General features: G+C 34.1%; 13 protein-coding genes. 11 read left to right on the top strand and 2 right to left on the bottom strand.

Annotated elements, in window-relative coordinates; translation table 11 throughout:
* Positions 1-47 precede the first annotated feature (47 nt).
* From AC3WTI_RS06670 to menA, 8 genes are all read left to right on the top strand, one after another.
* Positions 48-1,031, top strand: a complete 984-nt coding sequence (locus tag AC3WTI_RS06670) for a phosphotransferase enzyme family protein (protein ID WP_097840757.1) — start codon at positions 48-50, stop codon at positions 1,029-1,031.
* 55 nt (positions 1,032-1,086) lie between these two features.
* The gene (locus tag AC3WTI_RS06665) at positions 1,087-1,686 is read left to right on the top strand and encodes a DJ-1/PfpI family protein (RefSeq protein ID WP_097840756.1); all 600 of its coding nucleotides are present in this window, start codon (positions 1,087-1,089) and stop codon (positions 1,684-1,686) included.
* A 368-nt stretch (positions 1,687-2,054) separates the two neighbouring features.
* Positions 2,055-2,804, top strand: a complete 750-nt coding sequence (locus tag AC3WTI_RS06660; protein WP_063217969.1) for a metal ABC transporter ATP-binding protein — start codon at positions 2,055-2,057, stop codon at positions 2,802-2,804.
* A complete protein-coding gene (locus AC3WTI_RS06655; RefSeq protein ID WP_048525430.1) occupies positions 2,801-3,667 on the top strand; it encodes a metal ABC transporter permease in 867 nt (288 codons plus the stop codon). The genes AC3WTI_RS06660 and AC3WTI_RS06655 overlap by 4 nt, the downstream gene beginning before the upstream one ends.
* Before the next feature lie 17 nt (positions 3,668-3,684).
* Positions 3,685-4,620 carry a manganese ABC transporter substrate-binding protein/adhesin MntA gene (mntA, locus tag AC3WTI_RS06650; RefSeq protein ID WP_097840755.1) on the top strand — a complete coding sequence of 312 codons (936 nt, stop codon included), beginning with the start codon at positions 3,685-3,687 and terminating at the stop codon, positions 4,618-4,620.
* A gap of 288 nt (positions 4,621-4,908) precedes the next feature.
* Positions 4,909-5,904 (top strand): CgeB family protein, encoded by a 996-nt coding sequence (locus tag AC3WTI_RS06645; RefSeq protein WP_087956732.1) that lies wholly within the window; start codon positions 4,909-4,911, stop codon positions 5,902-5,904.
* A gap of 166 nt (positions 5,905-6,070) precedes the next feature.
* On the top strand, positions 6,071-6,955 hold the full coding sequence (locus AC3WTI_RS06640; protein ID WP_097840754.1) for an alpha/beta hydrolase: 885 nt from the start codon (positions 6,071-6,073) through the stop codon (positions 6,953-6,955).
* 195 nt (positions 6,956-7,150) lie between these two features.
* Positions 7,151-8,062, top strand: a complete 912-nt coding sequence (gene menA / locus AC3WTI_RS06635) for a 1,4-dihydroxy-2-naphthoate polyprenyltransferase (protein WP_087956734.1) — start codon at positions 7,151-7,153, stop codon at positions 8,060-8,062.
* Between the two features lie 81 nt (positions 8,063-8,143).
* On the opposite strand, the gene satA is transcribed toward menA, so the two are convergent.
* Positions 8,144-8,695 carry a streptothricin N-acetyltransferase SatA gene (gene satA, locus AC3WTI_RS06630; RefSeq protein WP_087956735.1) on the bottom strand — a complete coding sequence of 184 codons (552 nt, stop codon included), beginning with the start codon at positions 8,693-8,695 and terminating at the stop codon, positions 8,144-8,146.
* Between the two features lie 319 nt (positions 8,696-9,014).
* Between satA and AC3WTI_RS06625 the strand changes: the two genes are divergently transcribed.
* Together AC3WTI_RS06625 and AC3WTI_RS06620 are read left to right on the top strand one after the other, a co-directional pair.
* On the top strand, positions 9,015-9,857 hold the full coding sequence (locus tag AC3WTI_RS06625) for a polysaccharide deacetylase family protein (protein ID WP_087956736.1): 843 nt from the start codon (positions 9,015-9,017) through the stop codon (positions 9,855-9,857).
* A 424-nt stretch (positions 9,858-10,281) separates the two neighbouring features.
* Entirely contained in the window at positions 10,282-11,052 is a 771-nt protein-coding gene (locus tag AC3WTI_RS06620) for an exosporium leader peptide-containing protein (protein ID WP_301290665.1), read from the top strand.
* 494 nt (positions 11,053-11,546) lie between these two features.
* On the opposite strand, the gene AC3WTI_RS06615 is transcribed toward AC3WTI_RS06620, so the two are convergent.
* Positions 11,547-12,095 (bottom strand): TetR/AcrR family transcriptional regulator, encoded by a 549-nt coding sequence (locus AC3WTI_RS06615; protein ID WP_144488176.1) that lies wholly within the window; start codon positions 12,093-12,095, stop codon positions 11,547-11,549.
* Between the two features lie 173 nt (positions 12,096-12,268).
* On the opposite strand from AC3WTI_RS06615, the gene AC3WTI_RS06610 reads away from it, so the two are divergent.
* On the top strand, positions 12,269-13,723 hold the full coding sequence (locus AC3WTI_RS06610; RefSeq protein ID WP_097840751.1) for a DHA2 family efflux MFS transporter permease subunit: 1,455 nt from the start codon (positions 12,269-12,271) through the stop codon (positions 13,721-13,723).
* The last annotated feature ends 112 nt before the right edge of the window (positions 13,724-13,835 follow it).

The following is a 13,835-nucleotide window of genomic DNA, read 5'->3' as shown; positions in this document are numbered from 1 at the left end:
ATGCTACAAATCTATCATCGAGGGTTTTTACATGTAAGGAGAATAGTATGAAACAAATAATAAAAAACATATTAATAAACTACTTTAAAGAAATTCATACATTAGTAGTGGAAGAAGAATTACATAAGAACAGTTGGCATACAGATTTGCATTATAAAATCATCGCAGATGGAGACCGGTATTCCGCACGGTTTATAAATAGCGATCGAACAATCAATCCTGCCTTTGGGATGTTATCAAATGAACAATTGAAAGAGCAAGTACGGTTTACGTATTATTTACGAGAGCATGGAATTCCGTTTATGCAGATTAGGGAGAATATGGCGGGGGATTCCTTTACATTACTCACTTGGAATGGCGAACAGTACCGGTTTGTATTGTCTACTTGGATTGAAGGGGAGCATGTTACTCACTGTACAGAAACAATGGCAGAGATTTTTGGAAAAGAAGCAAGAAAGATACATGATATTTCTAGTCCATTTCAAAGCTCGACTTTTCAAAAGAAATCTCATTTAGATGGATATGGTGAGTTTATAAGAATATTAGAAAATAAAGGTGGTACATGCAAGGAATTGCAGAGGTATATGGAGTTAGCTAAGTATCATATAGAAAGCGCACATACGAATGATCTAGAGTATATAGTACAAACGGATTTAAATCCTTTAAATGTCATATGGAACTCCAATCAATGTGTAAAAGGAATTGTAGATTTTGAATCGATTGGATATGTAGATCGTATAGAAGGACTAGCTTTTTTAATAAAGTGGTATTCCAGGACAGATGGAATAGAGTCACATGTAGTATGTTCTAAAATTGCTAGGGCATTTTTAGAAGGGTATGGAGCTAATAATATTTTAACTTCAAATAATTATAAAAGACTTTCTTCGTTGCTATGGTTATCCGGCAGTTTAAATTGGAATTTCGTTAAAAAGACGATAGGTCTATTAGGTGATGAGATTGCATTAGTAGAACATTTGAGAGTTTATAAAGGAAGGGGAGAAAGACTGTCGTCATTGTTAATTGGTAGATAACATTTATTCTTCTAATTTTGGATGCGAAAAAGAAAGCATATGAGGTGTTCAAAAAATGAAAATACAAATTGTATTGTTTGACGGTTTTGGAGAGCTTGTCTCCTTTGCACCTTTTGAAGTACTGAAAAGAGCAAAAGAAGAAGGGGCTCCGTTTACAGTTGAACTCGTATCAAGTGAACGAAAACAAGAAGTTACTACCTCGTTTGGAGTTACAGTTACACTACATGATTTTTTACGAATGGATAATCGCCCAGATTTGTTAATTGTACCTGGTGGTGGCTGGAATCATAAAGCTAAGCAAGGGGTGCGAAAGGAAGCTGAGATTGGTACTTTGACTAAAATGATTAGAGATTTGCACAACGAAGGAACGATTGTTGCGGGAGTTTGTACAGGAGGTATGTTACTAGCTGCATCCGGTATATTGAATGATAAAAAGGCGACCATGCATCATTTGGCGCAGAGTGAAATGAGTGAATATGGAGCAGAGATTCTTCCTTACAGAATTGTGGATCAAGGGAATGTGATTACCGCAAGAGGAGTTACTTCAGGAGTTGACTTAGGACTTTGGATTACGGAAAGGTTCGCAAGCTCCCAAATTGCAGCTGCAGTTGAATATAGAATGGAATACGAGCAGCGAGGTGTTGTTTGGAAGTAATTTAATTATATTTTTTGCTGTAGAGCGTATTAAATAGTATAAGAGAGAAAGAGTCAACTCATACGAGTAGGTTCTTACTCTTTTATACTATATTGCTTATTTTTCACAGTAATATCTTTTTTTTTAAAATCATAAAATAGATAATATATTTTGTTCCACATTGATAATTATTTTCATTATATATTTATAAATTAGTAAAATTTAGTTTACAAATTTGCATCTAGATTATATAATTTGACTCATATAAAAAAGTTTCCTTAAGGAAACTTTAGTGTGAATTTACATTCGCGTTATATTTTTTTGTTTAAAAGTTGCCTTAGCGCAAAATAATTATATATATGAAAAAAAGAAAGGGGAATGCATAAAAAATGGATGAGGCTATAATCGTCAAAGATTTGTTTGTATCTTATCAAGGGAATCAAGTAGTTCAAAATGTTTCCTTCGATATTGAAAAAGGGAAGCTCGTTGGAATTATTGGTCCAAACGGTGCGGGGAAATCTACTTTAATGAAAGCTGTTTTAGATTTAATCCCAAATGATAAGGGATACGTTCAAGTTCTTGGAGAGGATATTCGAAGTGCTAGAAAGCATGTTGCATATGTACCGCAAAGGAGTGATATAGATTGGGATTTCCCAATTACAGTTATAGATGTGGTGCTAATTGGAACATATCCATCTTTAGGGATGATGAAAAGACCGAAGAAAGAGCATCGAGATTGGGCTTTTGAATGTCTAAAAAAAGTCGGTATGGAGGAATTTAAGAATCGTCAAATTGGTGAGCTTTCAGGTGGACAACAACAACGTGTCTTTTTAGCGAGAGCATTAGCACAAAAGGCAGAGATATTTTTCTTAGATGAACCGTTTGTTGGAATTGATGTAACAAGCGAAGAGACAATTATTAAAATTCTTAGAGAATTACGTAAAGAAGGAAAAACAATTGTTGTTGTACATCATGACCTAAGTAAAGCAGAGTCCTATTTTGATAAATTACTATTATTGAATAAGAGCTTAATTCATTACGGAGAAGTAAGGCAAGTATTAGAACCAACTGTGATGTCAAAAGCGTATGTAAATCATGGCATATTGTTTAATAATGCAGCGGAGGTACATTCATCATGAAGATTGTAGAATTTATAGATGCATTAATGCAGTACGGCTTTCTGCAGAAAGCGTTATTAACTTCCGTTATGGTAGGAGTTATTTGCGGCGTAATTGGCTGTTTTATTATTTTACGAGGTATGGCTTTAATGGGAGATGCCATTTCACATGCTGTTCTTCCAGGCGTAGCCCTTTCTTATATGATTGGTATGAATTATTTTATAGGGGCGGTTTTAACAGGTGTTATTACTGCAGTTGGAATCGGATTTGTAAGTCAAAATAGTCGAATTAAACATGATATGGCGATAGGGATTATGTTTACATCTGTTTTCGCTATAGGGATTATTTTAATTACCTTTATGAAGAGTAGTTCGGATTTGTATCATATTTTATTCGGGAATGTTCTATCAGTTCGTTCTTCCGATATGTGGATGACACTGATTATTGGAGTTGTCATTATTGGTCTTGTGATTTTGTTTTATAAAGAACTACTCGTATCCACTTTTGATCCAACGATGGCGCAAAGTTATGGATTGCCGAACAAATGGATTCATTACGGTTTAATGATTTTACTTACAATGGTTACAGTTGCTTCACTTCAAACTGTGGGAATTATTCTAGTTGTCGCTATGCTTATTACACCAGCGGCTACAGCGTATTTATTAACAAACCGTTTATGGGTCATGATTTACTTAGCGGCAGGCATTGGTGCACTTTCATCTGTAGTAGGGCTATATTTTAGTTTTTCATATAATCTTGCTTCAGGTGCAACAATCGTTCTCGTTGCAACATTCTTGTTCGCATTGGCATTCTTTTTCTCACCGTCACAAGGTTTGTTTTGGAGAGCTATTAAAATTAGAAAAAATAGAGCAGAGTTGTCATAATTGATTGGAGGATAATGATGAAATTAAAAAATATTTTATTATCGGTAATTTGTATTTTCGTATTTGCATTAACAGCGTGTTCGAGTAACACAAATGGAAAAGAAGAGGGTAGTGGAAAATTAAAAGTTGTAACAACATACTCCATTATATACGATATGGTGAAGCAAATTGGTGGAGATAAAGTTGAGATTCATAGTCTTGTTCCAATTGGAGCTAACCCGCATGAATATGATCCGCTACCGAAAGATGTTATGAAAATGACAGATGCAGATATGGTGTTTTACAATGGGTTAAACTTAGAAGAGGGCGGAGCATGGTTTAAAAAACTATTAAAAACGGCAAATAAGTCAGAGAAAGATGCACCTGTTTATAAAGTAAGTGAAGGTGTAGAAGCTATTTATTTAGAAACAAAAGGATTAGAAAAAGAGCCAGACCCACATGCATGGATGAATATTAAAAATGGTATTGTATATGCTGAAAATGTGAAGAAAGCATTAATTAAAGAAGATCCTAAAAATAAAGAGTTCTATACTAAAAATGCCGACAAGTATGTAGCGGAACTTCAAAAGCTACATGATGAAACTGTGAACAGAATTCATCAAATCCCAGAGGAAAAACGTTTCTTAATTTCTAGTGAAGGTGCATTTAAATATTTTGGAAAAGCATACGGAATTAAGACGGGATACATATGGGAAATCAATTCAGAAAATCAAGGTACGCCAGATCAAATTAGAGATGTTGTAAGTTTAATTCAAACAAACAAAGTTCCGGCTTTATTTGTTGAAACAAGTGTAGATCGACGTAGCATGGAAACTGTTTCAAAAGAAACAAACGTACCGATTGCAGGTACAATTTTTACAGACTCACTAGGTAAAACAGGTGAGGATGGAGATACTTACTTGAAAATGATGAAATGGAATACAGATACCATTATTAATGGGTTACAAAAGTAAAATCTAGCTAGTGTAACTATTGAGATTTTATACGATAAGATAGAGCCAATTCATGTGAATTGGCTCTTCTTTCATGTATCATGTTTTATTAATAAGTTGGTTGAAGTAACAGCTTCTAAAGAAGGTGAAACAATATTATAAGAATCATCCACCGCTAGCCTATGAATCTGGAAAAGTTCAACATAATGGACATAAAAAGTGCTTATAAATATAAAAGAAGATGTCATAAAATGAATAAAGACTGCTAATTTTCGTGCAATTTGATTATATAGAAATAGGGGAGATGACATGAAAGATAATACGCCTAAGAAAATTTTATTTATTCAATCAGGCATTCCTTTTTATTATCCAATGATCGAAGAAGCAATTTTGAATAGTTTACAAAAAGTAAATAGTAATACAATTATGGTAAACTCAGAAAGAGCGATAGAAACCGCATTAAAAATGAAACCGGATTTTATTTTGGTACTCGGTGGTTTAAACGAGGGGATTATTAGTGTCATGCCAGTACTAAAGAGTGCTGGTTTTACTACTGGACTTTGGCTGACAGATGATCCGTATTATACGGATGTAACACAACATCTTGTGCCGTATTATGATTACATATTTACGCAAGATTTAAATTGTATCAAGTTTTATAGAGCGATAGGATGTAACAATGTATTTCATCTCCCGTTAGCAGCGAATCAAGAGGTATTTAAACCTTCTCTTAAAGAAGATACATATAAGTATGATCTTAGTTTTATAGGCACAGCGTTTGAAAATAGAATTAACTTTGTTGATTCTATTTCAGAGTATTTAGCAGAAAAAAATACAAAAATTGTGGGATTCGGTTGGGAGAAGTTAAAGAATTATGAGAGGCTAAAGGATAAAATACAACTATTGCCACTTGCGAAGTATGAAGATGCATTACAATTTTACGTATCAACTACAATCAATATAAATTTACACCGTTCACCAAATGATAAGGAATTGAATTGTAATGCTGCAAATATTCAAGCCTATTCAGTAAATAATAGGACGTTTGAAATTAATGCTGTAGGTTCTTTTCAACTAACTGATATACGACCAGATGTAGCAAAGCATTACATACCAGGCGTTGAAATAGAAACGTTTAATAGTGAAGCGGAGTTTATACAAAAAGCAGAGTATTATTTGGAACATGTACAAGAAAGAAAACAAATAGCAAAAAATGGACTGGATAGAACTTTGAGAAATCACACATATGATAAACGTATAGTACAACTATTAAACTATATTCATTTCATAGGCGTGAAGATGTAGTCTATAAATGATAAGCGTTTCGTGCTTTCAACGAGAGTTAACTCTCGTATTCTATAAAAATTATTTACGAAAAAGGGATTTGAATAAATTTGCAGGAACTGTTTATTCTGAAAAAACAATTTTGCATGCAAATTAATTTATATCTAAAAACTAGAGGAGATTAAAAATGAATCACTTTTTTGTGGCATTTGGCGAATATGAAGCAAGTGTTTGTGAATGGGGAGATAAAAGTAATCCTCAAATCATTTGTTTTCATGGTCTAGGAAGTACAAAATTAAGTTTTATAGAAATAGCGGAACTTTTAAAAGATAAATTTCATATTGTATCGTTTGATCTACCTGGACATGGGAAAACACCAAGTTTCGGGAAGGATGAAGATTACGGTGCATCTCATTTAACAAAATGGGTAGTAGCATTACTTGAGCAGCTAGGAAAAGAAACATTTCATATAGTAGCACATTCATGGGGAGCAAGCGTTGCGCTTCATTATGCAGCAGAATGTACAGAAAAAGTGAATAAAATGGTTTTGTTAGATGGTGGTTATCATCATGGTAAAATGAATGCGGATTATTTTGCGAATCTATATAAAGGTGTGAAAGAAGGAGAGTGTCCACCACGATCATTAGAAGAAGAAATTACTCATTACGAAAAAGATTTTGATGAATACATTTTTGACAGTAAAGAAGCATTCATCCAATCAGAAAAAATGGTTTACAGCAGATGGTCACCATTAATAGAACGTGCGGTTTATGACTTAATGCGAGAAGAAGATTATAAAGTGAAATGGCATGCTACTGGCGATACCGCTAGAGGTGTAATTAAATTTCAATATACGGTGTATAGAACGTTGGAATCTCATAAAATTAAAAGCGATATTTTACTATTGTATTGTGATATTCCACATAATTATTTGAAAATAAGAGAATTACAAATTGCGGAATTTAGGAAGCATATTAAGACTACGACTAAGCTTTACACAGATACAGGGCACCTAATGCATTGGGATAGACCAGAAGAGATTGCTGAGGATGTTTTACATTGGTTCATATAAAGAAGGTCCGTTGTTCGCATTTGAGTAACGGATTTTCTTTTGAAAAACTTAATTCAAGAGTGAAAGAAGGACAAGCAAGAGCATTACAGTTCTATCACCAATTCTTTTTTTGCTATAATAGATGCGTGGCAGAAAATAGATAGAAAGATACTGCTAGTCATTTATACTTAAAATGTAGGGAGATTGAACAGAGTTATGGGGACAGAAAAAGAAATTAGTTCCGCTAAATTAATATGGAAGATGACGCGCCCGCATACATTAACGGCGACGTTTTCTCCTGTAATTTTAGGAACAGTGGCATCACTTTATGTTGCCGAAATTGATTGGCTTTTATTTGTTGCGATGATGGTTGCATGTTTAGCATTGCAAATAGCGACGAACTTATTTAATGAGTACTATGATTTCAAACGTGGATTAGATACCGCTGATTCTGTTGGCATCGGTGGTGGAATTGTCCGTCACGGATTGAAACCAAAAAATGTGTTAACAGTTGCGCTTTTATTGTATGTAGTAGCAGCAATTATTGGAGTTTATATTTGTATGAATAGTAGCTGGTGGTTAGTCGTTATCGGTTTAATTGGGATGGCGGTTGGCTATTTATATACAGGTGGTCCATTACCAATTGCGTACACTCCGTTTGGAGAATTAGTTTCTGGATTGTTAATGGGGACATGTTTTGTACTCATCGCTTTCTTTATTCAAACGAATACGATAACGATTGAAAGTGTATTGATTTCCATTCCAATTGGAATTTTAGTCGGTGCAATCAACATGTCGAATAACATCCGAGATATCGAAGAAGATATTAAAGGTGGAAGAAAGACACTAGTCATCCTCCTTGGGAGAGAGAAAGCAATAGTAACACTAGGGGTAGCCTTTTTCATTGCTTATTTATGGATTGCCGTAATTGTATTGATGGGTTATATAAGCCCTTGGGCATTAGTTATGTTCCTAGGTTTGAGAAAGCCAATCTCTGCTATTCAAAGTTTCCAAAAAGGAGCAAAGGATCCCGGGTATATGCGCATCGCTATGAAATCAACAGCGATGACAAATACGATTTTCGGCTTCTTATTATCAGCAGGATTATTAATAAGTTATTTGTTTTAAATAACTTAACCCCAATTTCTCAATTTTAATGTAGAGAGATTGGGGTTTTTATTTTGAGTTTGTTTAACGTTAAGAACATTTTCATTCGAATTGAAAGTACCAATAAATTGCAACTTCATCACTTGTCATATCCAAACCTTTATAAATAAGAAAATCAAATCCACCTATTACAAATCCACATTTTTCATAGAACTTACATGCTGCGACATTATTACTTTGCGTTTCAAGCATGATACCGGGCATGTTGCCTTCTTTTGCCCATTGCTTTGCTTGATCAACTAATCTTTTACCAACCCCGAGTGTACGATGTTTTTTATCCACCGTTATATCTTCTATGTAAGCATAGTGATTCCAATTCTTTTTCAATACTATTAATCCGATGATTTGGTTATGTAACAGTGCTATGTAAATTACTTGATTGGGCTTATTTATATATTCATTGTACGCCAGTTCTTCATTATCATTTTGTAAATAACTTTTTTCATAACTCGGAACGTTTTCTATTGTATATTCTATGCGTCTATTTACTTTTGAAAGAGAAAGAATTAACCGAGCATTCACTATAAAACTATCATCAATCTCCGGATGATTGTCTAAATCATTTTTTTCTAGCTCTCTAATTAAAAGGCTCATCGTGATACCTCCAAATCATATTATTTCTTCTGGTTCTTTATGTGATTCAAATTCATTCCAATTACAAAATTATAATGGAATTTCAATAGTAAGGCTATCTTTGCATGTTATCTTTATACCAGCATGCTAGTATCTTGATATGAAAATGCTGTTTAGAAAGAGTAGTATTCTTTAACTGATTTCGACATTATCTGCATTTTATCTTTATCCATCTCTATTAATCTATTTATTGTAAACACCGGTTGAAACGAATGATTCAGTTGAATAAAGGCTCAGCCTTATAAATAATGAAAATTAATAGGGAAAGGATCGAAAAATAATGAAAGAATCGCAAAGTAAGAAAAAAACAAGTGTAGTAACGAAGGCAATCATATCTCTAGGAGTTGTTTTAGCGACGACCTTTTTCACATTCTTCTTAATTGGAAATTGGAGCTCTACTCCAGCGAAGGGAGTAGCTAATGAAAGTAGTAAACAAGTTAATACGCAACGAGAAGAAAAGAAAAAAGAAACACCACCAGCAAAACAGAAAAGACCTGATGGAAAACCGGTAGGAAAGGTTGTGTATCTAACATTTGATGATGGTCCTAGCGAATTAACTGGGAAATTTTTAGATGTACTAAAAGAACAAAATGTTGCCTCGACATTTTTTATGCAAGGTAGTAATTTACAAAATACAGGTTTTCAGGAAAACGTAAAACGAGCAGTAAAAGAAGGTCATTATATTGGTGCACATAGTATGACACATAATAGTGATAAGCTATACAAAAAGGGACAATTTGTACCGGAGATGAAAGAAACGTTAGCTCTTATCCAGAATATTACGGGTACAACTCCTAAACTAGTCCGTCCACCATATGGATCTGCACCAGGATTAAAGGGTGAGGAAATTCGTAATCAAATTGTAGAAGCAGCAATAAAAGTTTGGGATTGGACAATAGACTCAAATGATTGGAAATTAAAAGATAATCCAACTCAGATTATCGAAAATGTAAAGAAACAAACAACAGAAGAAGTAGAAGTTGTTTTAATGCATGAAAAGGCGCAAACATTACAAGCTCTTCCTGAAATTATTAAATTTTATAAAGAGCAAGGGTATGAATTTGGGGTATATAATGATGAGGATCATTTTCGTTTAAACTTCCAGAAAGATCAAAGGTTATAGTATAAACGCAGTTATCTTAAAAAGGTGTTTTTATATCTGGTGATAAAAAAACTTGAATTTCTTGGGTCAATAGTTGTAATTCGTCAGACACAGAAACAGACATAAAAAACGCCATCCTTTCCTATGATTCTACAGAAAGAATAGCGTATTTTTTCTACTTAGGGCTATTAAAATCGCTTAATTTGGTAGGCATGTTGTGAAATGCCCACAAGAACAGGCTTCATTAAAACTCTATATACCTCTTTCGAATCGGTGAACTCTTTGCATCAGAACCAAATTTGCTATTCATACACAAATACTATCATTGGATCATCACAAAAAACACAATAGTGAAGATATAGCATATTATATGGTGATAAATAAATTTTATGAAGGGTAATTGTATATATTCCTATAATAAAGTATATCTGTAGGAGGTAGTTACATGTTTGATAAAAACAAAATACTTCAAGCTAATGCATTTAATTCAAATTTAATTGGCCCTACACTTCCACCAATTCCATCATTTACTCTACCATCAGGCCCAACGGGAGGGACAGGCCCAACAGGAGCAACAGGCCCAACAGGAGTAACAGGCCCAACGGGAGGGACAGGCCCAACAGGAGCAACAGGCCCAACAGGAGTAACAGGAGTAACAGGTCCAACAGGAGCAACAGGCCCAACAGGCCCAACAGGTTCAACAGGTCCAACAGGAATAACAGGAGCAACTGAAGGTTGCCTTTGTGATTGCTGTGTTTTACCTATGCAAAATGTTTTACAACAACTTATTGGGGAAACAGTGCTTCTTGGCACTATTGCAGATGCACCAAACGCTCCACCATTTTTCTTTTTATTTACTATTACTTCCGTAAATGATTTTTTAGTTACAGTTACAGATGGTTTCACATCCTTTGTAGTTAATATTTCTGATGTAACAGGGGTAGGTTTTTTACCGCCGGGACCATCTATAACATTACTTCCACCTGTAGACTTAGGGTGTGAATGTGATTGTCGCGAACGACCAATTAGGGAATTCCTAGATACGCTTATTGGTTCTACAGTGAATCTTTTAGCAAGTACTGGTTCTACTGCAGTAGATTTTAACGTGGAACAAACAGGTCTTGGTATAGTTCTAGGTACGTTACCTATAAATCCAACTACAATCGTTAGGTTTGCTATTTCAACCTGCAAAATTACAGCTGTAAACATTCTCTAAAATTTAGAGATGCATAATAAAAAATAGTATCAAATACCCATCAACCCAATGTTTTGGGGTATTTGCTTTTCATAGTTCGATGGTGATGGGGTACTGCCACATTGCCATCAAGCTAAGCTTAAATAAGAATTAATTCAACTGGTTTTTTTCGTTTTTCTAGATACGTGTGTCCCGGAAATAAGGCTATACCGCTTATCGAAAATTTTCCAAAGCCTCTAGATTAGGGGATAGGGGGTGGAAGCAAAGCGTACTTTCCTCAGATTTATTTAGTTTAATAACGAAGTCGCTGGATACGTAAAGGTAAATATGAATGACGCTCAGTCTGAAGAAATGGGTGATGAAGAACAAACAGACATTGTAATGACTAAAACAATTATATAACTTTAAAGTGCCCTCGGATTGTTAGATATAGTCTAATCATCCGGGGGTGCTTTTTTGTTCAAATTCTCTTAGCATTTTTCTACATAGCGAAATAGGACTTACATGCTCTAACCTCATTGTCCTCTGTACATGAAATAAATTTGGTTTGTAATATAATCTGAACTAAAATGAAGTCCATTTCTTATCCACCACATGATGATTCCTACCAATGAGGCGGTTTTAATCTCAATAGAGACATAATCTGGGGGTAACTCTGTTTCACTATTATTCCTTCTCGTTTCTACTAATCGCTTTATTAATAGAAATAATTGTTCTTCAAAATGATTCATATTAAATAAAATGGATAAATAATTTCGATGAGTATATAAATAATCGAGCAATTGTGTTAGCTGTTGTTTTTCTGATAAATCGCTTACGTGTATTAAAGCAGTAATTTTATTAGAAAGTTCGTTTAAAATTTCATCAGTGAGCTGCATGAGTAAATCCTGAATGTCTTGATAGTGTAAGTAAAATGTTGTCCGATTTAATCCAGCTTTGTTTGCGATTTTTTGGACTGTTAAATTTGAAATGGTGGATTCCTCTTGTAAAAGGGAATAGACGGCATTTTTAAACATTTCTCTTGAACGAAGTGTACGAGGATCCTCTTTTTTAGATGTAGACATTTTGAAACTCCTTTATAGATTATTCTTTGACTTTCTCGACATAGCGTATTTTCAATGTCGATTAATGAACATTTTCAACAAAATTGTTCATGGTCAGGAATATGTATCTTTGTTACTATAAATTTTATCGACACTGTGTCGATAATGCAACTATAGAAAAAGGGAGTTTACAAATGGAGAAGGGAATAACAGAAAGAAATAAGAAAGTTTTATTAATTGTACTAATTGCTGGATGTTTTTTATCGACATTAAACCAGACGTTACTTAATGTGGCAATGAGTAACTTAATGGAAGTATTTGATGTTACAGCTGCAACTGTACAATGGTTAGCAACAGGATTTATGCTCGTAAACGGTGTGTTAGTGCCAATTACGGCATTTTTAATGAAACGTTTTACAACGAGGCAATTATTTACTAGCTCAATGATTTTTTTATTGATCGGAACATTACTATGTGCCGGTGCCATCAATTTTGGCATGTTATTAACAGGAAGAATGATTCAAGCAATTGGGGCAGGAATTATTATGCCGCTCATGATGACAGTTATTTTATATTTATATCCTAGTGAAAAGCGCGGGAGTGTTATGGGAACTATCGGCTTTGCCATGATTTTTGCGCCAGCCATTGCTCCAACGTTATCTGGTTTTATCATTGAATATGTATCATGGAGATGGTTATTTATTGGATTAGCTCCATTTGTATTCATCGTCATTATTCTTGCGCTGAAATATTTAATGAACGTTGCAGATACGACAAAAGCAAGATTGGATATTGTAAGTGTCATTTTATCAACGATTGGTTTTGGGTGTATTTTATTTGGATTCAGTAGTGCAGGAAGTAAGGGATGGGATCACCCGATTGTTATTACGACAATTATTACCGGGGTACTTGTTACAACGCTATTTTGCTTACGTCAAATAAAGTCTAACGATCCATTATTAAATTTATCCGTATTTAAGTATAAAATTTTTACTCTTACATCAGTGATCAATGTACTTATCACGATGATTATGTATGCTGATTTAATTCTTTTACCGATTTACTTACAAAACGGAAGAGGCTTTACCGCATTTGAATCAGGTTTACTTCTATTACCTGGAGCGGTCATTAATGCATTCTTATCACCAATTACAGGTAAAATGTATGATAAATACGGAGCAAAACCACTCTTTATTACAGGGTTAGTATTTATCATTATTTCGATGTGGGGTGTAATTGATTTAACTGAATCCACAACGTATATGTATGTAATGGTGCGTACTATTATTTTACGGATTGGGTTAAGTTTCATTTCAATGCCTTTAAATACAGCAGGACTAAATGCTTTACCTAGAGAATTAGGTTCACATGGTTCAGCCGTAAATAATACGGTTCGTCAATTAGCCGGTGCTATTGGAACAGCTGTTGTTATTACTGTATATACGACTCAAGCAAGTTCATATGCTTCGGAGTTATCTTTACAAAATGGAAACATTACAGCTATTCAACTAGCGAAATTATCTTCTATTTTCGGCTCAAGTGATGCGTATCTATTCATGTTATTCTTATCTTTCGTAGCATTAATCTTTGCATGTTCCATGCCTAAAAAAGTGGCAACTCAAGAACTTGAAAGTAAGGCAAGTAATTAGAATCGTTTATAGAGTTGTTTAGAAAGTATATGATGGAAGAAAAGCAAGTGATCTAATAATTAAGGTCATTTGCTTTTCTTTTTGTTTATGAACTTAACTTTATCCCGGTTTA

Source organism: Bacillus sp. EB106-02-03-XG38 (assembly GCF_058792175.1).
Note: the sequence above shows the minus strand (reverse complement) of the source record. Positions and strands in the feature narration are given on the sequence as shown.

Excerpts from the sequence above, each read along its gene's own strand:
- AC3WTI_RS06615 (WP_144488176.1), bottom strand. The coding sequence starts at position 12,095 with ATGTCTACATCTAAAAAAGAGGATCCTCGTACACTTCGTTCAAGAGAA.
- AC3WTI_RS06665 (WP_097840756.1), top strand. The coding sequence starts at position 1,087 with ATGAAAATACAAATTGTATTGTTTGACGGTTTTGGAGAGCTTGTCTCC.
- AC3WTI_RS06670 (WP_097840757.1), top strand. The coding sequence starts at position 48 with ATGAAACAAATAATAAAAAACATATTAATAAACTACTTTAAAGAAATT.
- AC3WTI_RS06610 (WP_097840751.1), top strand. The coding sequence starts at position 12,269 with ATGGAGAAGGGAATAACAGAAAGAAATAAGAAAGTTTTATTAATTGTA.
- satA (WP_087956735.1), bottom strand. The coding sequence starts at position 8,695 with ATGAGCCTTTTAATTAGAGAGCTAGAAAAAAATGATTTAGACAATCAT.
- AC3WTI_RS06645 (WP_087956732.1), top strand. The coding sequence starts at position 4,909 with ATGAAAGATAATACGCCTAAGAAAATTTTATTTATTCAATCAGGCATT.
- AC3WTI_RS06625 (WP_087956736.1), top strand. The coding sequence starts at position 9,015 with ATGAAAGAATCGCAAAGTAAGAAAAAAACAAGTGTAGTAACGAAGGCA.
- menA (WP_087956734.1), top strand. The coding sequence starts at position 7,151 with ATGGGGACAGAAAAAGAAATTAGTTCCGCTAAATTAATATGGAAGATG.
- AC3WTI_RS06655 (WP_048525430.1), top strand. The coding sequence starts at position 2,801 with ATGAAGATTGTAGAATTTATAGATGCATTAATGCAGTACGGCTTTCTG.
- AC3WTI_RS06660 (WP_063217969.1), top strand. The coding sequence starts at position 2,055 with ATGGATGAGGCTATAATCGTCAAAGATTTGTTTGTATCTTATCAAGGG.
- AC3WTI_RS06620 (WP_301290665.1), top strand. The coding sequence starts at position 10,282 with ATGTTTGATAAAAACAAAATACTTCAAGCTAATGCATTTAATTCAAAT.
- mntA (WP_097840755.1), top strand. The coding sequence starts at position 3,685 with ATGAAATTAAAAAATATTTTATTATCGGTAATTTGTATTTTCGTATTT.
- AC3WTI_RS06640 (WP_097840754.1), top strand. The coding sequence starts at position 6,071 with ATGAATCACTTTTTTGTGGCATTTGGCGAATATGAAGCAAGTGTTTGT.